This window comes from Mesobacterium hydrothermale (assembly GCF_035818635.1).
In the GTDB taxonomy this organism is placed as follows: domain Bacteria; phylum Pseudomonadota; class Alphaproteobacteria; order Rhodobacterales; family Rhodobacteraceae; genus Mesobacterium_A; species Mesobacterium_A hydrothermale.
In genome coordinates this window covers 45,690-67,116 of record NZ_JAYLLH010000008.1, presented here as the reverse complement: position 1 = coordinate 67,116, position 21,427 = coordinate 45,690, and the positions used below count along the sequence as shown (strand labels likewise).

Below are 21,427 nucleotides of genomic sequence, written 5' to 3'. Positions count from 1 at the left end.
ACGACCAGGGCATTTTCGGGACGCTTGCTGCGAAACCGTCCGGCGGCGCTACGCCCGGCCCCCCCGAGGTATTTGTAACGCAAATATCGGGGCAGCCGGTCAGTCCTGTCCGCCGGTGTCGCTGCGGAATAGGCGGGTCTGACCCAGCATCCGTTCCAGCGAGTCGATGCGGGTGATCGAGTCGCGCGAACTGCGGCTTTGCACTTCGGCGATCAGGGCCTCGACCAGGAACAGGATGGCCAGGTTGCTGTCCCAGCTCGAGGGAGCTTCGACCATGGTGCGGAAACAGACACTGGCGCGCTTTTCGATCGGCGATCCCCATTGGTCGGTGAACAGCAGGATTTCGACCTTGCGTTCTGCCGCAAGATCGGCCAGTCGCTCGAGCTCTTTTTCATAGCGCCGGATGTCGAACAGGACGAGCACCGAGGTTGCATCCATGTCAAGCAGGTGGTGCGGCCAGATATTGGGCGATTGCGCCAGCAGCGACACATGCGGGCGGATGATTTGCAGGTGGTTGAAGAAATAGTCCGCGATCGACCGGGTGATCCTTCCGCCCAGCAGGTGCACGTGGCGGTCGGTGTTCGACAAGACGTCGGCGGCCTGGTCGAAACTGCCCAGGTCCAGCCGGTCCAGCGTGCGGTTGATGTTGGCCGATGCGGCCTGCGCGAAGCGGTTAATGATGTGATCGTCGGCACCGCCCGCGCCCCATTGGTCGAGCTTGGCCAGAGGTTGCTTGATCCGCGCGGCCAGTTCTTCGCGGATCGCGTTCTGCAGCGTGGGGAACCCGTCGAAACCCAGTTTGCGCGCCATGCGGATGATGGTGGGGGTGGACACGCCGGCATCTTCGGCCAGCTTGGTGATGGATTGCAGCCCGTTCACCATGCTGTCTTCGGTCAGCACCGCGGCCAGACGGCGCTCGGCATCGGTGAGGTCGGGCATCCGTTCCCGGATCATGTCGCGCAGCGGCGGAAGCGGGGGCATGAGTGACTCCTGTAAGCAATAACTACGGTAGCTTCCGTGATGTAGCAACGTCTACAGAAAAAATGTTGACAGAGGGGGTTCGGTTGAAATCATCTTTACACGAGGCGCAGGGGCTGCGCCGCGAAGGCGTGGGGATTCGATGATGACGGGCTGGCCGGGGGCGGCAGAACTGGTGAACGGGCAGGGGACCGCCCCGGTGGTTCTGGTGTGCGAACACGCCTCTGCCTTCATTCCTGCCGACTTGAACGATCTTGGCCTGGACGCGGCGGACCGCCATGCCCACGCAGTCTGGGATATCGGCGCGCGCGATATGGCGGTTGCCCTGGCAGAGGCGCTGGATGCGCCCCTGGTGGCGGGGGCTTTGTCGCGGCTGGTCTATGACTGCAATCGCCCGCCGAGCGCCCATGACAGCGTGCCGGAAGCGAGCGAATTGATCAGCGCTCCGGGCAATCACGGGCTTTCGGATGCAGAGCGGGCACGCCGGGTGGCGGTGCATGATCAGTTTCACAAAACCGTTGCACAGGTTCTGGATCGTGCACAGACGCGTCATGGCGATCACGTCGCCCTTGTCACGCTGCACAGCTTCACGCCCATCTATTTCGGGGTTCGCCGCGGGGTCGAGATCGGCTTTTTGAACGATGACGACGACCGGCTGGCGCTGGCCTGTTGCGATGTGGCGCGCACAGACGCGTTGGGGGTGGTCGAACAGAACGCCCCTTACGGCAAGGTGGACGGGGTCACCTATACCCTGGCCAAACACGCAATCGCACGGGGGATCCGTAACGTGATGATCGAGGTGCGCAACGACCTGATCGCGACGCCGCAGGAGGCACAGGCGATGGGACTGGCACTGGCCCGCGTTCTTGATACCGCGCTGGCGCGGACTGCGGACGAGGTGGCGCGATGATGGGCGTGCTGCGTGGCTATATTGCGCGCGTCGACCGGGTGAACCGGCTGATCGGGCGCGCGGTGATGTACGGCATTTTCGGGATGATGGCGATCCTGCTGTGGTCGTCGGTGTCCAAGACCTTTTTCGTACCGTCGCTGTGGACGCTGGAAATGGCGCAGTTCGCGATGGTGGCCTATTTCATCCTCGGCGGGCCCTATTCCTTGCAGATGGGGTCGAACGTGCGCATGGACCTGTTCTATGGCGAATGGTCCGACAGGCGGAAGGCGGCGGTGGATACCGTGACCGTGCTGTTCCTGATCTTCTATCTTGGGGTGTTGCTGTGGGGCGGGATCGACAGCACGATCTATTCCTTCCAATACGGCGGTGAGCGCAGCCCGACCGCGTGGCGGCCCTATCTTTGGCCGATCAAGGTCATCATGGTTGTCGGTATCATCCTGATGCTGTTGCAGGCGATATCCGAGCTGTTCAAGGACATCCTGCGTCTGCGCGGAGAGGACGTCTGATGTCCTATGAAATGATCGCGATCCTGATGTTCAGCACCATGATGGTGATGCTTCTGACCGGGCAACGGGTGTTCGGCGCCATCGGCTTCGTGGCCGTGATCGCGGCGCTTCTGCTGTGGGGCGACCGGGGCGGCTTTGACATCGCGTTTTCCAGCGCGATGAAGCTGATGAAATGGTATCCGCTGCTGACGCTGCCGATGTTCATCTTCATGGGCTATGTCCTGTCGGAATCGAAAATCGCGGACGATCTTTACAAGATGTTCCACGTCTGGATGGGTGGGCTACGGGGCGGCCTTGCAATCGGGACGATCGCGCTGATGGTGCTGATCTCGGCGATGAACGGGCTGAGCGTCGCTGGCATGGCAATCGGGGCCACAATCGCGCTGCCCGAACTGCTGAAACGCAACTATGACAAGCGGATGGTGACCGGGGTCATTCAGGCCGGATCGTCGCTGGGCATCCTTGTGCCGCCGTCGGTCGTGCTGGTGCTGTACGCGATGATCGCGCGGCAACCGGTGGGCCAGCTGTGGCTGGCAGGGGTGGTGCCGGGGCTGATGATGGCGGCCCTGTTCGTCATCTACATCGCGGTGCGCTGCAAGCTGAACCCGGCTCTGGGTCCGGCCCTGTCGCCCGAGGAGCGCGCGATGCCGATGGGTGAAAAGCTGGCGCTGTTGCGCGCGGGGCTGCTGCCCTTGGGGATTTTCGCCGCCATGATGGTGCCGTTCGTGAACGGCTGGACGTCGCTGGTCGAAAGCTCGGCCATCGGCGCGCTGACGGCGTTCCTTGCCGCTGTGCTGAAGGGCCGGATGACGCGCGAGGTGTTCGAGGTTTCGGTGCGCCAGACCCTGGGCATCACCTGCATGTTCATGTGGATCATCCTGGCCGCGCTGGCCTTTGGCGCGGTGTTCGACGGCTTGGGCGCGGTGCGCGCGATCGAGGACCTGTTCACCGACAAGCTGGGGCTGAGCCCGTGGATGATCCTGATCCTGATGCAGTTGTCCTTCATCGTCATGGGCACCTTCCTGGACGATACCGCGATGCTGGTGATCGTGGCACCGCTTTATGTGCCGCTGGTGCAGGCGCTGGGGTTCGATTTGATCTGGTACGGGGTGCTGTATACGATCACCACGCAGATCGCCTATATGACGCCGCCCTTTGGCTATAACCTGTTCCTGATGCGGGCCATGGCCCCGCCGGAAATCACCTTGCGTGACATCTATGCGTCGATCCTGCCCTTCGTGCTGGTGATGATCGCGGCGCTGGCGCTGGTGATGACGTTTCCGCAAATCGCCCTTTGGCTGCCGGAAACGGTGTACAACAAGTGATCCCCGGGGGCGGTTGCCCGGCCCCGGTCCCTGAATTGAGCCAAAACGAAGAGCCCCGGACAGGGGCCATATTCAGCAACAAGGAGTGAAGACCATGACCAACAGACGTACGTTCCTGAAGGGTGCCGCCGCCGCCCCGGCCGCTGCACTGGCCACGCCTGCGCTGGCCCAGTCCACCATCAAATGGCGGATGCAGACCTATGCCGGCGCCGCGCTGGCCGAGCATGTGGTAAAGCCCGCGATCGACACGTTCAACAAGATCGCCGGCGACCGGATGCAGATCGAACTGTATTTCGCGGACCAGCTGGTGCCGACCGGTGAACTGTTCCGCGCCATGCAGCGCGGCACCATCGACGCGGTGCAGTCGGACGACGATTCCATGGCCTCCCCGACCGAGGTCACGGTCTTCGGCGGCTACTTCCCCTTCGCCTCGCGCTATTCGCTGGATGTGCCGGTGCTGTTCAACCAGTACGGGCTGAACGAGATCTGGGCGGAAGAATACGCCAAGGTCGGCGTCAAGCACATCAGCGCCGGGTCCTGGGACCCGTGCCACTTTGCCACCAAGGATCCGATCAATTCGCTGGCGGACCTGAAGGGCAAGCGCGTCTTCACCTTCCCGACCGCCGGGCGCTTCCTGGCACAGTTCGGCGTCGTGCCGGTCACCCTGCCGTGGGAAGACATCGAGGTCGCGGTGCAGACCGGCGAGCTTGACGGCATCGCCTGGTCGGGCATCACCGAAGATTACACCGTCGGCTGGGCGGATGTGACCAACTACTTCCTGACCAACAACATCTCTGGCGCGTGGATCGGCCACTTCTTCGCCAATATGGATCGCTGGAACGAAGTCCCGGAAGATCTGCAAGCCTTGCTGACCGTCTGCATGGAGCAGTCGCACTATTACCGCCAGTGGTGGTACTGGGGGGGCGAAGCCGCGCTGCGTGTCAACGGCACCAAGATGCAGCTGACCTCGATCCCGGATTCGGAATGGTCGCAGGTCGAATCCGCCGCAAAGGTGTTCTGGGACGAGATCGCCGCCGAAAGCCCGACCAAGGCCAAGGTTGTCGAGATCATCAAGAAGTACAACGCCGACATGGAGAAAGCCGGGCGGCCCTACCGCTACGGCTGATCCGGGGCAGGGGTGGCCCGGACGCGGGGTTCCGGGACGCGTTTCGCAACCGGCCCGGTGGGTGTCTTCTGTCCCTGCCGGGTCTGGCCCGTCCCCGGGTGCCCCCCGGGATCCCGCAGACCACCTGAAGGGGGCGCGCGCAAATTCAGGTGCGCGCCCTCTTGCACATGCTCTGGCGGCGCGCCACGCTGACTGCCGGACCCAATCAACGAAAGACCGCGCAACGCGGCAACCACAGGAGACCATCCATGTCTGTGCTCAGCTTCGACGCTCTCAAGACCCAAGTGGCCGAAGGGCTGATCGATACCGTTCTTGTCTGTGGTGTCGACATGCAGGGCCGGCTCATGGGCAAACGGTTCACCGCCGGACATTTCATCGCCAGCGCCTGGCAAGAAACCCATTGCTGCAACTACCTGCTGGCCACAGATCTGGAAATGGCCACGCCCGAAGGCTTCGCCTCGACCAGTTGGGAGGCCGGCTATGGCGACTATGTCATGAAGCCCGACCTGACGACGCTGCGCCCGGTGCCGTGGCTGGAGGGCACCGCCATGGTGATGTGCGACCTGATCGACCATCACACCCACGAAGCGGTGCCGCATTCACCGCGCGCCATGCTCAAGGCGCAGATCGCCCGGATCGAGGCGATGGGCCTGACGCCGATGATGGCGACCGAGCTGGAATTCTTCCTGTTCGAAAAGAGCTTTGACGAGATCCGCAAGTCGGGCTACCGCGATCTTGCGCCGATCTCGGGCTATAACGAGGATTACCACATCTTCCAGACCACCAAGGAAGAGGGGATCATGCGCCCGATCCGCAACCACCTGTGGGCGGCGGGCATCCCGATCGAAAATTCCAAGGGCGAGGCCGAGGCCGGTCAGGAAGAGCTGAACATCAAGTACGCCCCGGCGCTGGACACCGCCGACTATCACACCATCGCCAAGAACGCGATCAAGGAGATTGCCTGGCAGCAGGGCCATGGCGCGACCTTCCTGTCGAAATACAGCCATGACCGGGTGGGGTCGTCCAGCCACGTTCACCAGTCGCTGTGGAAGGATGGCAAGCCCGCGTTCTTCGATCCCGAAGACAAGCTGGGCATGTCGGCGCTGATGAAAAGCTACATGGCGGGTCTGCTGAAATACGCCCCCGACATCACCTATTTCCTGGCGCCCTACATCAACAGCTACAAGCGGTTCCAGAAGGGCACCTTTGCACCCACCCGGATCACCTGGTCGGTGGACAACCGCACCGCGGGCTTCCGCCTGTGCGGCGAAAGCTCCAGGGCGGTGCGGGTCGAATGCCGGATCGGCGGGTCGGATATCAACCCCTACCTTGCCATGGCCGCCATGCTGGCCGCCGGGATTGCCGGGATCGAGGAAGGGCTGGAACTGGCCCCGCCCGCCGCGGGCGACAGCTATGCCGGTGAAGGCAACACCATTCCGACGACCCTGATCCGGGCGCGTGACGCGCTGATGGGGTCGAAAATGCTGCGGGCGGCGATGAGCGACTGGGTGGTCGATCACTATGCCCGCGCGGCCCAGGTCGAGATCGAGGATTTCGAACGCGTGGTGACGGATTACGAAATCGCGCGCGGCTTTGAACGGGCCTGAGCCCCGTTGCCCCGCGTCTGAGAGGACAAGATGACCAAGACCCTGAAATGTATTTCGCCGATCGACGGATCGGTCTTTGCCGAACGCCCCGTCCTGTCGCGGGCGGAAGCGGACGGCGTTGTCGCCAAGGCGCGCGCGGCGCAGGCCGGGTGGGCCGCCCGCCCGCTGGCCGAACGCATCCGGCTGGTGCTGGACGGCGTGGCCGCCGTCGGTGCGATGAACGACGAGGTGGTGCCGGAACTGGCGCATATGATGGGCCGCCCGGTCCGCTATGGCGGCGAATTCCGCGGCTTCAACGAACGCGCCAGCCACATGGCCGAGATCGCCGAAGACGCGCTGGCCCCGATCGCGGTGGGCGAGGATGCCACGTTCAAGCGCTATATCAAGCGCGTGCCGCATGGCGTCGTGTTCGTCGTGGCGCCGTGGAACTATCCCTACATGACGGCGATCAACACCGTCGCGCCGGCGCTGATCGCGGGCAACACGGTGATCCTGAAACACGCCACGCAAACCCTGCTGGTGGGCGAACGCATGGCCCGCGCCTTCCAGTCCGTCGGGGTGCCGGAAGATGTCTTCCAGAACGTGTTCCTGGACCATGACACCACAACCGACCTGATCGGCGCCGGGGCGTTCGACTTCGTCAACTTCACCGGCTCTGTCGGTGGCGGGCAGGCGATGGAACGCGCCGCGGCTGGCACCTTTACCGGGCTTGGGCTGGAACTGGGCGGCAAGGATCCGGGCTATGTCATGGAGGATGCCGATCTGGATGCCGCCGTCGAAACGCTGATCGACGCGGCGATGTTCAACACCGGGCAGTGCTGCTGCGGGATCGAGCGGATCTACGTGGTCGAGCCGCTGTTCGATGCCTTTGTCGAAAAGGCCGTGGCGCTTGTGAAGGGCTACAAGCTGGGCAATCCGCTGGACCCGGAAACAACGCTTGGCCCGATGGCCAGCCCGCGTTTCGCCGCCGAGGTGCGTGCCCAGATCGCGGGCGCCGTTCAGGCGGGCGCAACGGCGCATATCCCGACGATGGCCGAAGACGATGGCGCGGCCTATCTGACGCCACAGATCCTGACCGGGGTGACGCATGACATGTCGGTGATGCGCGACGAAAGCTTTGGCCCCGTGGTCGGTATCATGCCGGTCAAGGACGACGCAGAGGCCATCGCGCTGATGAACGACAGCGACTATGGCCTGACCGCCAGCCTGTGGACGGCCGATGTCGCGCGGGCCGAACGCGTGGGCGACCGGATCGAGACCGGGACGGTTTTCCTGAACCGCGCCGATTACCTTGATCCGGGCCTGTGCTGGACCGGGTGCAAGAACACCGGACGGGGCGGCGGGTTGTCGGTCATCGGCTATCACAACCTGACCCGGCCCAAATCCTATCACCTGAAAAAGGTGACGGGCTGACGCCCGGGGGCCAGACCGATCCCGGGGCGCTGCCCGTTACCCGACTACGTGTCTTTTCTGAAAGAGTACAATCATGACACTCACCGCCAACTGGTCCTACCCCACGGCCGTCCGCTTTGGCGCGGGCCGGATCGTGGAAATCGCCGAGTGCTGCAACGCGCTTGGCATCAAGAAACCGCTTCTGGTCACCGACCGGGGGCTGGCCACGATGGAGATCACCACCAGGACCCGCGCGCTGCTGGCGGCGGCCGGGCTGGGCGACGCGATGTTCGCCGAGGTCGATCCCAACCCCACCGACAAGAATGCCGAAGCCGGTGTGCAGGTGTACCGTGACGGCGGCCATGACGGGGTCATTGCCTTTGGCGGCGGCTCGGGCCTTGACCTGGCCAAGACCATCGCCTTCTGGGCTGGTCAAACCCGTCCGTTGTGGGACTTCAAGGATATCGGCGATTGGTGGACCCGCGCCGATCCCGACGCCATTGCGCCGATCATTGCCGTGCCGACCACTGCCGGCACCGGGTCCGAGGTGGGCCGCGCCGGGGTTATCACCAATTCGGCAACCGCCGAAAAGAAGATCATCTTCCATCCCAAGATGCTGCCGGGCATTGTCATCGCCGACCCCGAGCTGACCGTGGGCATGCCCAAATTCATCACCGCGGGCACCGGGCTTGATGCCTTTGCCCATTGTGTCGAGGCTTATTCCAGCCCGCATTTCCACCCGATGAGCCAGGGCATCGCGCTGGAAGGCATGCGGCTGGTCAAGGACTACCTGCCGCGCGCCTACGCCGATGGCACCGATATCGAGGCCCGCGGCCAGATGATGGCCGCCGCCGCGATGGGGGCCACCGCCTTCCAGAAGGGGCTGGGAGCGATCCACGCGCTCAGCCACCCGATCGGCGCGCTTTACCACACCCACCACGGCACGACGAACGCGGTCTGCATGCCCGCTGTTCTTCAGTTCAACCGCGGTGCGATCGCGCAGCGCTTCGACATGGCCGCGGCTTATCTGGGGATCGATGGCGGGTTTGACGGGTTCTGCGCCTTCGTGGATGACTTCAACGACAGCTTCGGCATTCCCAAGCGCATGTCCGGCCTCGGGGTGGAAAACCCCGACATCGACCGACTGGTCAAGGGCGCCTTGGCCGACCCGTCCGTGGGCGGCAACCCGGTGGCGATGACCGAGGAAAACACCCAGGCGTTGTTCGACGCCGTGCTGTAACCGCCAGAATCTTTGACAACACCCGGCGGGGCCCTGCACGGGCCCCGTTTTCTTTGGCACCACGCCGCAATTCAGCCCGAATTGGAAATGGCAGAAATAAGGCAGGTTCAAGGCCCGATTCCCCGGTCGATTCGCGGGTTTGCGATCGGGTTCTGGCATGAAAGCTGACTAATCTATTAACTTTTTTCCGATTGGTGCCTGACAAGGAACAAACTCTGCCACACTCCAAGGGAAATGCAGACTGGCCTGGGGCAGAAATTGGGCACGGCACGTTTGTTTCCCAAGCCGCAACAAACAGACCGGAACTTGCGCCGGATATTCGGTAAACCCCCTGTTTTCCGCGCGATTGAGGTCGCCGATGGCGAAACAATCCTGCTGTTTGGCCCCCCGAACCGCTTGGAACACATGGCGAAATCCGGCCGGTTTGAGGCAGCGCTGCCCGGTTTCCGCCATTTTTCATTTGAGTGAAGCCGGGCCATGGGTATTAATGACCTTAAGCCCAACTGGGGGGTGAAGACATAAGGCCACGGGGGCGGCCGCTGAACCGCAAGTCATCCTTAGGGATGCGAAGGGATGCGAGGGTCGCCCGTGGCGACTCAGCCGCCGACAGGCCGCTTCGTCCACGATAGAAGTGGGCAGAGGCTGCGCGATCGACTTCGCAATTTCACAGGCATGACGAGCAAAGAGGAAACGGGCAGCCGCGTGCTGTCGCCGCGATTTGCGGCTTCGGGGACTGCCCCGGTGAAAAGGAAAAGGGTCGTAAGATGGCTGATCTTTTGTTGAACTGGGGGGCACTGGGGGCTTACGGCACGAATGTTGCCGATACGAACGATATCTCGGCCTCCGTGGATACGGGCGGTGTCGCTGTCGACATCACCTTTGATGCGCTGGACGCCGGTGCAGAAGCCTTCACTGTCAACTTCGAGGGCTTCGTGCCTGATGGCGAAACCTTCAACCCGTTCTCGCACCTGAAACTGTTTGGCGACGGTGGCGACGGAGCAATGGTTTCGGCCACCTCGACCACGGTCCTGGATTTCCGGTCGACCAACGAGGACATGTTCGGTGACACCGTGCAGAACGTGTCGTTCCTGATGAACGACATCGACGCTGGCACCGGCGAAGACCTGTTCGGCCCGGGCGGCATCAACTGGGAAGACCAGGTGTCCATCACCGCCTATGACGCGGACGGCAACGCGGTTCCCGTCACGATCACCCCGCTGGGCACTATCGGCCAGTCGGGCGGCACGCTGACCGGCACCACCGAAACCAACTTCGACGACGCCAACGGTTCGGTCCTTGTGGATATCGTCGGACCGGTTGCCCGGATCGAAATCGACTATGCCAATGGCGGTGTAAGCGCGCAGGGCGTGATCATCAGCGACGTGGCATTCTCGACCACTGACTCCGACATGAACAACGATCCGGTGGCGGTGGATGATACCGTGGCCACCCCGGTCGACACCCCGGTGACCTTCAACCCGGCAGACAACGACACCGATCCGGACAACGATCCGCTGACCGTGTCCAGCATCGGCACGCCGACCGTCGGCAGCGCCACGCTGAACCCCGATGGCACCGTGACCTATACCCCGGTGACCGGCTATACCGGCCCGGTGACCATTCCCTATGTCGTGGGTGACGGCAACGGCGGCACCGACGATGGTGTGATCACCATCAACGTCGGCACCCCCAACAACAATCCGGTGGCGGTGGATGACACCGTGTCGACGGACAATTCAACCCCGGTGACTTTCAACCCGGCGGACAACGACACCGATCCTGACAACGACCCGCTGACCGTGTCCAGCATCGGCACGCCGACCGTCGGCAGCGCCACGCTGAACCCCGATGGCACCGTGACCTACACGCCCGTCGCAGGCTACGTCGGCCCGGTGACCATTCCCTACGTCGTGGGCGATGGCAACGGCGGCACCGACGATGGTGTGATCACCGTGAACGTGAACGATGATCCCACCGGCGGACAAGGCCGCATCGATGTGGATATCTTCCCCGTCAGCGCCGATCTGCAGTCGCTGGATCCGTTCAACGGGCTGGACGAAGACCCCGATCCGGCTGACGATCTGGACACCGTGACCGGCACCGATAGCGCCGACTACATTTCGACCGGCGACGACGCCGACTCGATCTTCGGCGGCGCCGGCAACGATACGCTGCTGGGCGGCATCGACGACGACACCGTGGATGGCCACACCGGCGACGACTACATCTATGATGTGCAAGGTTCGGACAGCATCCTGGGCGGGCAGGGCAATGATACCATCCTTGCTGGCATCGACACCTTCTCGGACTATGTCGGTGACGATCCGAACCTGCCGATCCTGGGCTTTACCAGCGACCCGAACAAGGAAGACGGCCGCGACTATGTCGAGGGGAACAACGGCAACGACAGCATCGAAACTGGTGACGACCGCGACACGATCGATGGTGGTGAAGGCAACGATACGATCAACGCCGGCATCGACGATGACCTTGTCAACGGTGGTATCGGCGACGACTCGATCATCGGGTCGCATGGGTCGGACACGCTGGATGGTGGCAGCGGCAACGACTACCTGGACGGCTCGAACTTCACTGTTCTGGAAATCACCGACGATATCGACGCTGTCCCGGAAAACGACCGTGACTTCATCTTTGGCGGCAACGGCAACGACACGCTGATCGGCGGCGATGACGACGACACCCTGGATGGTGGCCAGGGCGACGACGTGATCGACGGCGGTATCGACGAGGACTCGATCCTTGGCGGTGCGGGCGATGACACGATCTATGGCGGTCAGGGGGCCGACACGATCGATGCCGAAGATGGCCGTGACGTGATCGTCGGGGCAACCGGCGGTGACGTGGTCGACGGCGGCGATGGCCCGGGCGGCCTTGGCTCCGATGGTGTGCCGCTTGATTGGGATACGCTGGACCTGACCGGGTCGGCGCCGACCGGTGGCAGCCTTCAGGTGATCTATACCTCGGATGACCGTGAAGACGGCTATGTCGAATTCTACGGCCCGGACCGGACCGACGACTCGACCCCGCTGTCGACGATGACCTTCGAGGAAATCGAAAACGTGATCCCGTGCTTTACCCCGGGCACCCGGATCGCAACGCCGCAGGGCGAATGCCTGGTGGAAGACCTGCAGCCCGGTGACCGTGTCATCACCCGTGACAACGGCATTCAGGAAATCAAGTGGGTTGGTCGCAAAGACCTGGCCGCCTCGGACCTGGACCGCAATGCCCATCTGCGTCCGATCCTGATCCGCAAGGGGGCCCTGGGCAACGGCCTGCCAGAGCATGACCTGCTGGTATCGCCGAACCACCGTGTTCTGGTGAGCAACGACAAGACCGCGCTGTACTTCGAAGAGCGGGAAGTCCTTGTCGCGGCCAAACACCTGACCGGCTTGCCGGGCGTGGACGAAGTGGACAGCCTCGGCGTTTCCTATATCCACATCATGTTCGACCGTCACGAAGTCGTGCTCTCGAACGGTGCCTGGACCGAAAGCTTCCAGCCGGGCGATCACAGCCTCAAGGGCATTGGCAACGCGCAGCGGACCGAGCTTTTCGAACTCTTCCCTGAGCTGGCCGAAGAAGAAGGCCTGACGGCGTATTCTTCTGCCCGTCGCGCCCTGCGCAAGCATGAAGCCATGCTTGTCATCAAGTAAGCGCTCTACCCTGAATGCAGCCTGCCGCTGCAGGGGGCTGAAGCGGCAATACCGGAAATGGGATGGGGAAACCTGTCCCATTTTCGTGTATCGCGGGCCTTGGCGATATGCGGTGTTTCGGGTCTTGCGTGTCTGCGATCCTTTTGTCGTTTCGTTGTGTCCTGGGTCCGTTGGTGGGCTTCCCTTCCGACACTTATGAAACTACCGTTGGTATGGGGCGGAAATGGGGCAAGCCTTGGACCATTTCGGGGAAGCGCGTGTTTCCGCGGTTCACAGAGACGTTTCCTTTGTCGTGGAAAATCAGCCGCTTTGCATGGATTGTTGACGGAAACTCATGGTGGCAATCGGTGCTGCCGCTTTTCGTCAATTTTCGGACCGTGCGCGCCAGTTGTCCCAGTCTTCCGGCGTGTCGAGGTCGGTCAGCGCGTGCTTTCCGGGCAGGGCCACCCGTTGCACCAGATCGCGGTTGTCGCGCAGGATCGCGCGCGCGCCTTCATCGCCGGAAAGCCGCCCGAAATGTGAAAACAAGGCGCGTGGGAACAGCACCGGATGGCCGGGTGTCCCATCCGCTGCCGTCGCCTGGATGATCGCATCAGGTTTGTCGTAGTGAGCATTGATAATCCGAGATAAATCCTGCTCTGACAGGTCCGGCATGTCGCCTGGAACGATCATTGCGCCCGTGGCCTGAGGCGGCAGGCTTTGGATGCCGCGGCGCAACGAGGCGGCCATGCCCTCCGCCGCGTCAGGCACCGGCAGCAGGGTCAGGGCCAAGCCATCAAGCGCCGCGTAGCGCGGATGGCGCCCGGCGGGCACCGTCACCACCACCGGCGCGACCGACAGCGCCCGTACCACCTGCCGCCGCAACAACGGTATCCCGTCGACCGTTTGCAGCAGTTTATCCGCCCCCCGCATTCGGCTGGAATTTCCCGCAGCGGGGATCAGGATGGTGGCCGTGTTCATTCCCGCAGCCGGGCGCCGTCCGGGTCGAACAAGGGCTGGGTGATCAACCGGGCCGACCGCATCTGCCCCAGGATTTCGATCTGCGCCTCAAGCCCCTCTGCCACCTTTTCGCGTGGGATCAGCGCCATGGCGATGGATTTGCCCGCGTGGTGCGAATAGCCGCCCGAAGTGCAAAACCCCTGCACTCGTCCGTCGATCCAGACCGGCTCATAGGCATTCACATCGGCATCGTCCGCATCAACCTCGAACACCGCCAATTGCCGTGCAGGCGGCGTGTCGCGCTCTGTCTCTGCGGCGGAACGACCAATGAAATCAACTGGTTTCGAGAAAGAGATAAACCTGTCAAGCCCGGTCTCGGCGGCCGTGTAGTCTGGCGAAAACTCCCGCATCCAAGAGCCAAAGAACCGATCGAGCCGCAGGCTCATCATCGCGCGCATCCCGAAGGGCTTCATCCCGTGCGGTTGCCCCGCAGCCCAGAGCGTCGCCCACAGTTGCCGTTGCGCCATGGGATCGCAGTAGATCTCGTAACCCAGATCGCCGGTATAGCTGACCCGTTGCACAAGGCAGTCTGTCATCCCGATGGTCATGTGCCGAACGTCTAGGAACTTCAGGTCCACGGGGGCCAGCGTACAGGCTTGCAGAACCTCGGCCGACAATGGCCCTGCAATCTGGAATCCATTCAGTTTATCGCTGATATTTTCTATGGTTACGCCATCTTCCTGATGTTGCAGGAACCACCTCATATGATAGGCCTGCGACCCGTAGCTGGCGGTCAACTGGAAGGTTTCCGCGTCAAGGCAGGACACGGTGAAATCGCCGATCAGCCGGCCCGCGGGCGACAGCATCGGGGTCAGCGACAGCCGCCCCGGTTTCGGCAGGCGCCCGGCCATGATCCGGTCCAGCCAATCGCGCGCTCGGGGGCCCGTCACGCGATATTTTCCAAAGTTGTGAACCTCATTGATTCCAACGTCTTCTCGAACAGACTTCACCTCTCGTGCGGTGGCGTCCCAGGCGTTCGATCGGCGGAAACTGGGGGTTTCATACCGCGGTTCATCGCCTTGTGCGAAATAGTTCGCCACCTCCAGCCCGTATTGCGCACCCCAGACCGCGCCGATACCGTCGAAAATGTCATACATCGGAGTCGTACGGTTGGGTCGGGCAGCGGGCAACTCTTCGTTCGGGTAGCTGACGGAAAACCGCTTTTGATAATTCTCGATCACCTTGGGCAGGGTGTAGCCCGGGCTGATCCAGTCCCCAAAGCGCGCCACGTCCAGCGCCGACACGTCACGTTCGCATTCGCCCTCGATCATCCATTGCGCCAGCATCAACCCGACACCGCCGCCCTGGCTGAATCCGGCCATGACCCCGCAGGCCGACCAATAGTTGCGCAACCCGGGAATGGGCCCCACCAGCGGGTTGCCGTCGGGGGCAAAGGTGAATGGCCCGTGGATCACGGATTTTACCCCGGCACGTTCGAGCACCGGAAAGCGTTTGTATGTGAACTCAATACTTTGTTCGATCTTTTCAAAGTCATCGGGCAGCAGTTCGTGGCCGAAAGTCCATGGTGTGCCGGTGACCGCCCAGGGCCGACACGGTTGTTCATAGAACCCGATGCACAGCCCCCGGCCTTCTTGCCGCAGATAGCTTTCGCCGGCCGGGTCCATGACATGCGGATGTTCGGTGTCGCGCTCATAGATCTCCGGCGTCTCGTCAGTGACGAGATACTGGTGCTCCATCGGGTGAAGCGGCAGGTAGACGCCTGCCATCGCGCCGACCTCACGCGCCCACAGCCCGCCGGCATTGACCACGTGTTCGGCGTGCACCGTGCCCTTGTCGGTCACCACGTCCCAAGTGCCATCCGGGCGCTGGTTGGTCTCCTGCACCATACAATGGGTTTCGATCGTTGCCCCGCCCATCCGGGCCGCGCGCGCATAGGCGTGGGTGGTGCCCGATGGGTCCAAGTGGCCATCTAGCGGATCGTAAAGCGCACCGATGATCCCGTCGAGATTGACGATCGGGGCCAGTTTGGCGATGTCGTCTGGTCCGACGATTTCGGTTTCCAGGCCCATGTAGCGGTGCTTGGCGCGTTCTGCCAGCAGCATATCGAACCGGTCACGGTTGTCGGCCAGTGTGATGCCGCCAACATGGTGCAGACCACAGGACATGCCGGTGATCTCCTCCAGTTCTCGATACAGCCGGATGGTGTAGCCCTGCAGCGCCGCCATGTTGGTGTCGCCGTTCAGCGTGTGAAATCCGCCTGCCGCGTGCCAGGTCGATCCGGACGTCAGTTCCGACCGTTCGATCAGCATCACGTCGGACCAGCCCAGCTTGGTCAGGTGATACAGAACCGAACAGCCGACAACGCCGCCTCCGATCACGGCGACTCGGGTGGTGGTTTTCATGATAGGCTCCCTAGCAGTCTTGCCCTGATCCTGTGCGGGCATTGGCACGGCGGCAAGGCGAAAACCGACAAAAGCTGCCGCGAAAAGGCAATTCCCAGGCCTCGACAATTTGAGGGGCCAGCCCCTCAAACTCCCCGGGATATTTTCGGCCAGAAGAAGATTAAGGGTCTGTTTACCGTTCCGGGTTTATCCCGATAGGGCGGAACAGGCGGGGACGCCGATGACCGCGCCAGGAGAAGCGTCCCGAAGGTCATGTCCTTCGGGACGTGACCGGTGCGGACGGCCGCTCTTCAAGGTACGGAGATTGGCTTGCATGGCTGTCTTACATGGGCTTGACCAAGTGCGCGTCACTGATCTTCTTCTGGCCGAAAGTATCCTGGGGAGCGCGAGGGGTGAAACCCCTCGCACCGATCGGATTGCCAGCGGCAATCCGAAACCGGTCATCGTGCGCAATGATATGATTTGGTCAGGCGGCGTCCAGCGGCCGGATCTTCAGCTTGGTGAGGCGGTTGTTTTCCCGGCCTGTGACCTCGAACCGGAAACCGTGAAAGCTGAAGACCTGGCCGACCGAGGGAATCATTTGCGCCTCGTGAATGACCAAGCCTGCGACGGTGTTGGCCTCTTCGTCGGGCAGGTTCCAGTCGGTGGCGCGGTTCAGGTCTCGGATTGTCATGGCGCCATCGATCAGATAGTGGCCGTCCTCTGCCTTGCGGATCGGATGCTCGGCATCGGGGTCGAATTCGTCGGTGATTTCGCCCACGATTTCTTCCAGGATATCTTCCAGCGTGATCAGGCCTTGCAACGCGCCATATTCGTCGACCACCAGTGCAAAATGCGTGCGGCGGCGCAGGAACTGGCGCATCTGGTCATCCAGCGACGTGGTATCGGGGATGAAATAGGGTTTCATCGCGACCTCGACGATCTGGAACGTCTCCAGCGCCGACATGTCGCTGGTCCCCGCGTCCTGCATCAGCTTGTACATCGCGCGCAGCAGGTCCTTGGCGTGGATCACGCCAATGATGTTTTCAGGTTCGTCCTTGTAGATCGGCAACCGGGTGTGATTCGATTCAAGACATTGGGCCAGGATTTCCTGCGGCGGCGTCGCCGCGTTGATCATCTCGATCTTGGAACGGTGCAGCATGATTTCCTCGACCGTGCGGTCGCCAAGGTCCAGCGCGCCCAGGATCCGGTCGCGGTCTTCCTTTTCGACCACGCCTTCGGAATGACCCAGGTTCAGGGCGCCGGCGATCTCTTCGCGCACGGCAAGGATCCGGCTGTCGGGATCGGCGCGCACGCCAAAAATGCGCAAGACGCCCCGCACCAGCATGCGGACCGCGTTCACCATCGGCGAAAACACCAGAATCACCACGCGGATCACGCCTGCCACCAGCGACGCGGCGGTTTCGGCATTGGTGATGGCATAGGTCTTTGGCAGCACCTCGGCGAAGATCAGGACCAGCAGGGTCATCACCAACGTGGCCAGCGCCACGCCGCTTTCGCCGAAAAGCCGTGTGAAAAGCGCAGTGGCCAGCGATGTGGCGAGGATATTCACAAGGTTGTTGCCCAGCAGGACAGAGCCGATCAGACGCTCGTTGTCTTCGGTGATCGACAGCGCGCGCTGTGCACCGCGGTTGCCCTTGTCCGCCTGCGCCCGGAGTTTGCCGCGCGACGCCGCCGTCAGCGCGGTTTCGGACCCCGAAAAGAACCCCGAAAGCACCAAAAGCAGCAGGATCGCCCCCGTGGTGATCCAGAACGCGCTGTCGTAGAGGGTGGCAGAGGCTTCCATCGTTGTCATTCATCCTTATGCTGGAACGGGTTATGGGGGCGCGAGGCGTCCCGTTCAAGGGGCAGGCGATGAAGATTGCCGATCTGGGGCGGCTGGATGGGCCGCTGATCGTGTTTGGTGGGCAATATGCCAACCTGCAGGCGTTGCAGGCGCTGCGCGACGTGGCCCTGCAACTTGGGTTGCCCCCGTCGCAGTGTCTGTGCACCGGGGATGTCGTGGCCTATTGCGCCGATGCCGCCGCGACTGTCGCGGAAATACGCGATTGGGCGGTGCCTGTGGTGGCTGGGAATTGCGAGATCCAGTTGGCGGAGGGCGCCGATACCTGTGGCTGCGGCTTCGGCGAGGGCACGGTCTGCGACCGCCTGTCGGCGAACTGGTACGCCGCGGCGTTGGCTGCCTGTGAGCCTGAGGTCCGGGCGTGGATGGGCACCTGTCCCGACCTGGCCGTGTTCGAGCACGCCGGGCGGCGCTGCGCAATGTTTCATGGGGGCGTGACGGATGTGGCGCGGTTCCTCTGGCCGGTGTCCGATGACGCGGATTTCGCCGAAGAAATCGCCGCGGTGCAAGCCGTGGCCGGCCCGGTCGACCGGGTCTTTGTCGGGCACAGTGGCATTGCGTTCCAGCGCCGGGTGCGTGGAGTCGACTGGGTCAATGCCGGCGTGATCGGCATGCCGCCGCACGACGGCGCGCGGGCGACGCGGTACTGCACGGTGGCTGCGGACGGGGCGGTGGCGGTCGCGCGGCTGGACTATGACGCCGAGGCGGCGGCGCTGGCGATGCGGGCGGCGGGATTGGTGCAAGGCTATGACCGGGCCTTGCTGAGCGGCTGGTGGCCGTCGGAAGAGGCGTTGCCGGTCGGGATGCGGCGCGGGACGGCCACAGGTGCGTGAGGGGACCGGTCTTGGCCTGGCGGCCGTCTGGCGGGCTTCGGAGGCCAGGGGGGAAGGCTGAGGGGGCGCTGCCCCCTCTTGGCCGTTGGCCAATTCACCCCCGGGATATTTTTAGCCAGAAGAAGGGGTTACGAGGCGTCCTTGGCCAGCGGGTGGTGATCCAGAACCAGTTCGCGCAGGCGGTCTTCCAGCACATGGGTATAGATCTCGGTGGTGGAGACGTCGGCATGGCCGAGGAAGGTCTGGATCGCGCGCAGGTCGGCGCCGCGTTCCAGCAGGTGGGTGGCAAAGGCGTGGCGCAGGGTGTGCGGTGTTACCTTGGCCGGCGACACGCCGCCGGCCACGGCGATGTCCTTGATCAGCATGTAGAACGCATGTCGGGTCAGGTGGCCATCCTTGCTGCGCGACGGGAACAGGAAGGGCGAGGCGGCGGCCCCCGCGCTGCGGGCGGTGTCCTCGGTTTCGTCGCGTTGGGTGAGCCAGAGCGCCAGGGCCGCGCGGGCGGGGGGGGACAGCGGCACCATGCGTTCCTTGCCGCCCTTGCCACGGATCAGCAGCATCCGCGGGTCGCCGCGCGCCGACGAGACCGGCAGGCCGACGAGTTCCGACACCCGCATGCCCGTGGCGTAGAGCAACTGCATCAGGCAGGTGTTGCGCAGCCGGTCGGCCGGGGTGCGACCATGGGTTTCGGCGGCGTCCAGCAGGCGGTCGACCTCGTCCACAGACAGGGTTTTCGGCAGGCGTTTTTCGCGGCCCGGTCCGGTGACCTGCACCGCCGGATTGTCACCGCGCAGGCCTTCCTCGAAGGTGAAGCGGTAGAGCTGCTTGATCGAGGACAGGCGCCTGGCGCGGGTTGCCTTGGCCAGGCCCTGGGCATCGCAATGCACAAGATAGGCTTCGACATCGTCGCGGCTGGCGCTGGCGAAATCGCCATTCCGCGCGGCCAGCCAGCCGGCAAAGTCCTGAAGATCGCGGGCGTAGGACTGCAGCGTGTTCTGTGCCGCGCCGCGTTCCGCGGCGAGCGCATCGAGGAAAGCGGGCAGCCAGCGCGCGCTCATTGCAGCCCCCCGGTCAGCAGCAGGTGCAGGGCGGTGCGACGGGCGGTGTCCTCGAGCCCGACAGCGCGCAGCGCGCGCAGACCGCGGGTCAGGATGGCCGGGTTGCCCTGTGCCCCTTCGGCGGTTTCAGACAGGGCCTTGAGGATGGTTTCGCCCAGCCGGTCGCCCTGCATCAGCGGGGCATAGGTGTCAGGCAGGCCGGGGTCGCGAAACGCCGCGATCACCGCAGCGCGCATTGCGCCGGTCGGCGGGATCTCGGGCGGCTGGCCGGTGGCGATGGCGGCCAGCAGGCTGCGGTCGGGCAGGTCACGGGGCAGTTTCGCCGCCGCAAGCTCATAGTCGGGTGACAGCAGTGCTGCCCGGGCCGCCAGCAATGCGGCATTGCCCGTCAGCGGAATGTCCACCAGCCGGGGTCCGTAGATCTGCGAAAACGGGACCAGCAACCCGGCCGACGACATTTGCGCCCAGACCCGTTGCAGCGTGGCGGCAACCGCGCCCGGCTCGCCCGCGGTCAACGCGGTATCGAAGTGCTGCAAAGCCTCGACCCGGTCCCAGATCCCACCCGATGCGGCGCGCCTGCGGTCGGTATAGATGCCCAGAAGGCGGTTGGGGGAAATCGTGCCGACCCGGGCCAGCCGCTCGGCGGCGTCCAGCTGCGCCTTCCAGCCGGCGTCGCCCGACAGGTCCGTGACCGCGAAAGCGCGCGGAAGCGGACCCGACGGAAGGCGTTCACCGATCGCCTCGTAAAGGCGGTATTCCAATGGCGTCGGCAGGCGTGGCGGTGGTGGCAGGCCGCCCGCTTCGGCCAGTTCGGGATCAAGGAAATGCGCCAGAAGCGTCGCGTCGGTTTCCGAAATATCGCCCAGCGCCTCGGAGCTTTGCAGGACGGTGACGGCAGTCGCCCAATCGCCCAGCCGTGCGGTACAGAACACCCGCGATGCCACGTCGCGCAGAAGATGCGGGCGGGCGCGCAACTGCCGGCAGGCAGCGGTGGTCTGGTCGGTCAACAGCGCGATGTCGAACCACAGCGGGAACAGGGCCGGGTCCATCGGTCCGGCCCGTCCCAGCAGCGCCGACGCCGGATCGACGGCGCCCAGGTCCAACAGCTTGCGCACCCGGGCCTGAAGAAACGCGCTGTCCTGACGCGCGTCGGCGGGGGCCGCGGCCTCGGCCAGAAGCAGGGTGATCAGCAGGTCGTTCAGCGCCGGATGCGCGGTGACATCCAGCGCGGCGAGTTGTGTGATCAGGTCGGCGGACCGGCTGGCCTGCCACAACGTTTCGGGCAAGCCGGTGACCTGCATCGGCAAAAGCCCGGTGGACGACACCGATGGCGCGTCCAGCGCCGTCACCTCGACCTGGGGCGGCAGGGCAGAGGCGCTGACCGGTGGCTCAAGCAGCAGCGGGCGCAGCGTGGCCGTCGCGGCTTCGGGATGATGGTTTTCCAGCCAGTCGATGGCCGACAGCGGCGCCTGCGCCAGAACGGGCGGCGCCAGCAGGATCAGCGACAGGGCAAGCGGCTTAGTCCACATCCAGCGTGACGGGCTCTCTGATCTCGGTCTGGGGCGGCGAGAAGTCG

At 63.7% G+C, this 21,427-nt stretch carries 16 protein-coding genes; 10 read left to right on the top strand and 6 right to left on the bottom strand.

Going from position 1 to position 21,427, the window contains the following annotated elements:
- Positions 1-99: 99 nt before the first annotated feature.
- Positions 100-981, bottom strand: coding sequence for a MurR/RpiR family transcriptional regulator (locus tag VK792_RS07720; RefSeq protein ID WP_326296883.1), 882 nt, complete (start codon positions 979-981; stop codon positions 100-102).
- Between the two features lie 142 nt (positions 982-1,123).
- Here VK792_RS07720 and VK792_RS07715 point away from each other — a divergent pair, with 142 nt between their 5' ends.
- The 9 genes from VK792_RS07715 to VK792_RS07675 all read left to right on the top strand — a co-directional run bounded on the left by VK792_RS07715 (position 1,124) and on the right by VK792_RS07675 (position 12,755).
- Entirely contained in the window at positions 1,124-1,888 is a 765-nt protein-coding gene (locus VK792_RS07715) for an N-formylglutamate amidohydrolase (protein WP_326296882.1), read from the top strand.
- The gene (locus VK792_RS07710) at positions 1,888-2,394 is read left to right on the top strand and encodes a TRAP transporter small permease subunit (protein ID WP_326296880.1); all 507 of its coding nucleotides are present in this window, start codon (positions 1,888-1,890) and stop codon (positions 2,392-2,394) included. Before VK792_RS07715 ends, VK792_RS07710 begins: the two co-directional genes overlap by 1 nt.
- Positions 2,394-3,719, top strand: coding sequence for a TRAP transporter large permease (locus tag VK792_RS07705; RefSeq protein WP_326296878.1), 1,326 nt, complete (start codon positions 2,394-2,396; stop codon positions 3,717-3,719). Before VK792_RS07710 ends, VK792_RS07705 begins: the two co-directional genes overlap by 1 nt.
- Before the next feature lie 94 nt (positions 3,720-3,813).
- On the top strand, positions 3,814-4,845 hold the full coding sequence (locus VK792_RS07700) for a TRAP transporter substrate-binding protein (protein WP_326296876.1): 1,032 nt from the start codon (positions 3,814-3,816) through the stop codon (positions 4,843-4,845).
- A 248-nt stretch (positions 4,846-5,093) separates the two neighbouring features.
- A complete protein-coding gene (locus VK792_RS07695) occupies positions 5,094-6,452 on the top strand; it encodes a glutamine synthetase family protein (RefSeq protein WP_326296875.1) in 1,359 nt (452 codons plus the stop codon).
- Positions 6,453-6,482: 30 nt separating this feature from the next.
- Positions 6,483-7,865, top strand: a complete 1,383-nt coding sequence (locus VK792_RS07690; RefSeq protein ID WP_326296873.1) for an aldehyde dehydrogenase family protein — start codon at positions 6,483-6,485, stop codon at positions 7,863-7,865.
- A gap of 73 nt (positions 7,866-7,938) precedes the next feature.
- Positions 7,939-9,084, top strand: coding sequence for an iron-containing alcohol dehydrogenase (locus VK792_RS07685; RefSeq protein ID WP_326296871.1), 1,146 nt, complete (start codon positions 7,939-7,941; stop codon positions 9,082-9,084).
- A gap of 234 nt (positions 9,085-9,318) precedes the next feature.
- A complete protein-coding gene (locus VK792_RS07680) occupies positions 9,319-9,552 on the top strand; it encodes a hypothetical protein (protein ID WP_326296869.1) in 234 nt (77 codons plus the stop codon).
- A gap of 296 nt (positions 9,553-9,848) precedes the next feature.
- The gene (locus tag VK792_RS07675; protein WP_326296867.1) at positions 9,849-12,755 is read left to right on the top strand and encodes a Hint domain-containing protein; all 2,907 of its coding nucleotides are present in this window, start codon (positions 9,849-9,851) and stop codon (positions 12,753-12,755) included.
- 363 nt (positions 12,756-13,118) lie between these two features.
- Here VK792_RS07675 and VK792_RS07670 read toward each other — a convergent pair whose 3' ends face one another.
- From VK792_RS07670 to VK792_RS07660, 3 genes are all read right to left on the bottom strand, one after another.
- On the bottom strand, positions 13,119-13,715 hold the full coding sequence (locus VK792_RS07670) for a nucleotidyltransferase family protein (protein WP_326296865.1): 597 nt from the start codon (positions 13,713-13,715) through the stop codon (positions 13,119-13,121).
- Entirely contained in the window at positions 13,712-16,117 is a 2,406-nt protein-coding gene (locus tag VK792_RS07665) for a GcvT family protein (RefSeq protein WP_326296863.1), read from the bottom strand. The genes VK792_RS07670 and VK792_RS07665 overlap by 4 nt, the downstream gene beginning before the upstream one ends.
- A 466-nt stretch (positions 16,118-16,583) precedes the next feature.
- Positions 16,584-17,903, bottom strand: coding sequence for an HlyC/CorC family transporter (locus VK792_RS07660; RefSeq protein ID WP_326296969.1), 1,320 nt, complete (start codon positions 17,901-17,903; stop codon positions 16,584-16,586).
- 68 nt (positions 17,904-17,971) lie between these two features.
- Here VK792_RS07660 and VK792_RS07655 point away from each other — a divergent pair, with 68 nt between their 5' ends.
- Positions 17,972-18,793, top strand: coding sequence for a metallophosphoesterase family protein (locus tag VK792_RS07655; RefSeq protein ID WP_326296861.1), 822 nt, complete (start codon positions 17,972-17,974; stop codon positions 18,791-18,793).
- 128 nt (positions 18,794-18,921) lie between these two features.
- Here VK792_RS07655 and VK792_RS07650 read toward each other — a convergent pair whose 3' ends face one another.
- On the bottom strand, positions 18,922-19,851 hold the full coding sequence (locus VK792_RS07650; RefSeq protein ID WP_326296860.1) for a site-specific tyrosine recombinase XerD: 930 nt from the start codon (positions 19,849-19,851) through the stop codon (positions 18,922-18,924).
- Entirely contained in the window at positions 19,848-21,380 is a 1,533-nt protein-coding gene (locus tag VK792_RS07645) for a hypothetical protein (RefSeq protein WP_326296859.1), read from the bottom strand. The genes VK792_RS07650 and VK792_RS07645 overlap by 4 nt, the downstream gene beginning before the upstream one ends.
- Positions 21,381-21,427: the final 47 nt, after the last annotated feature.

What these genes read in the sequence shown, in the direction of transcription:
- VK792_RS07655 (WP_326296861.1), top strand. Translation starts at nt 17,972, where the DNA reads ATGAAGATTGCCGATCTGGGGCGGCTGGATGGGCCGCTGATCGTGTTT.
- VK792_RS07645 (WP_326296859.1), bottom strand. Translation starts at nt 21,380, where the DNA reads ATGTGGACTAAGCCGCTTGCCCTGTCGCTGATCCTGCTGGCGCCGCCC.
- VK792_RS07665 (WP_326296863.1), bottom strand. Translation starts at nt 16,117, where the DNA reads ATGAAAACCACCACCCGAGTCGCCGTGATCGGAGGCGGCGTTGTCGGC.
- VK792_RS07680 (WP_326296869.1), top strand. Translation starts at nt 9,319, where the DNA reads ATGCAGACTGGCCTGGGGCAGAAATTGGGCACGGCACGTTTGTTTCCC.
- VK792_RS07715 (WP_326296882.1), top strand. Translation starts at nt 1,124, where the DNA reads ATGACGGGCTGGCCGGGGGCGGCAGAACTGGTGAACGGGCAGGGGACC.
- VK792_RS07650 (WP_326296860.1), bottom strand. Translation starts at nt 19,851, where the DNA reads ATGAGCGCGCGCTGGCTGCCCGCTTTCCTCGATGCGCTCGCCGCGGAA.
- VK792_RS07695 (WP_326296875.1), top strand. Translation starts at nt 5,094, where the DNA reads ATGTCTGTGCTCAGCTTCGACGCTCTCAAGACCCAAGTGGCCGAAGGG.
- VK792_RS07670 (WP_326296865.1), bottom strand. Translation starts at nt 13,715, where the DNA reads ATGAACACGGCCACCATCCTGATCCCCGCTGCGGGAAATTCCAGCCGA.
- VK792_RS07675 (WP_326296867.1), top strand. Translation starts at nt 9,849, where the DNA reads ATGGCTGATCTTTTGTTGAACTGGGGGGCACTGGGGGCTTACGGCACG.
- VK792_RS07685 (WP_326296871.1), top strand. Translation starts at nt 7,939, where the DNA reads ATGACACTCACCGCCAACTGGTCCTACCCCACGGCCGTCCGCTTTGGC.
- VK792_RS07660 (WP_326296969.1), bottom strand. Translation starts at nt 17,903, where the DNA reads ATGGAAGCCTCTGCCACCCTCTACGACAGCGCGTTCTGGATCACCACG.
- VK792_RS07720 (WP_326296883.1), bottom strand. Translation starts at nt 981, where the DNA reads ATGCCCCCGCTTCCGCCGCTGCGCGACATGATCCGGGAACGGATGCCC.
- VK792_RS07705 (WP_326296878.1), top strand. Translation starts at nt 2,394, where the DNA reads ATGTCCTATGAAATGATCGCGATCCTGATGTTCAGCACCATGATGGTG.
- VK792_RS07710 (WP_326296880.1), top strand. Translation starts at nt 1,888, where the DNA reads ATGGGCGTGCTGCGTGGCTATATTGCGCGCGTCGACCGGGTGAACCGG.
- VK792_RS07700 (WP_326296876.1), top strand. Translation starts at nt 3,814, where the DNA reads ATGACCAACAGACGTACGTTCCTGAAGGGTGCCGCCGCCGCCCCGGCC.
- VK792_RS07690 (WP_326296873.1), top strand. Translation starts at nt 6,483, where the DNA reads ATGACCAAGACCCTGAAATGTATTTCGCCGATCGACGGATCGGTCTTT.